The following is a 305-nucleotide window of genomic DNA, read 5'->3' as shown; positions in this document are numbered from 1 at the left end:
CCGCCGTACCCCGTACGACGGCCAGCACCCGGTGCCCCAGCCGCTGGGCGTCGGAGAGCCGCTCCACGAGCAGCACGCCGGCGCCCTCCGACCAGCCGGCGCCGTCGGCTCCCGCGGCGAAGGACTTGCAGCGGCCGTCCTCGGACATGCCCCGCATGCGGGAGAAGCCGACGAACACCCCCGGATTCGGCATGACGGTCACGCCGCCGGCCAGCGCCATCGAGCACTCGCCGCCCCGCAGCGCCTGCACCGCCAGGTGCAGCGCCACCAGCGACGACGAACACGCCGTGTCCACCGCCACCGAC

Annotated in this window: 1 protein-coding gene; it reads right to left on the bottom strand. The window is 75.4% G+C overall.

Annotated elements, in window-relative coordinates; genetic code table 11:
- The coding region (locus IG94_RS39540; protein ID WP_043485783.1) for a beta-ketoacyl synthase N-terminal-like domain-containing protein at positions 1 to 305 on the bottom strand (305 nt) is incomplete at both ends.

It is taken from the genome of Streptomyces olivaceus (assembly GCF_000721235.1).
Classification (GTDB): domain Bacteria; phylum Actinomycetota; class Actinomycetes; order Streptomycetales; family Streptomycetaceae; genus Streptomyces; species Streptomyces olivaceus.
Note: the sequence above shows the minus strand (reverse complement) of the source record. Positions and strands in the feature narration are given on the sequence as shown.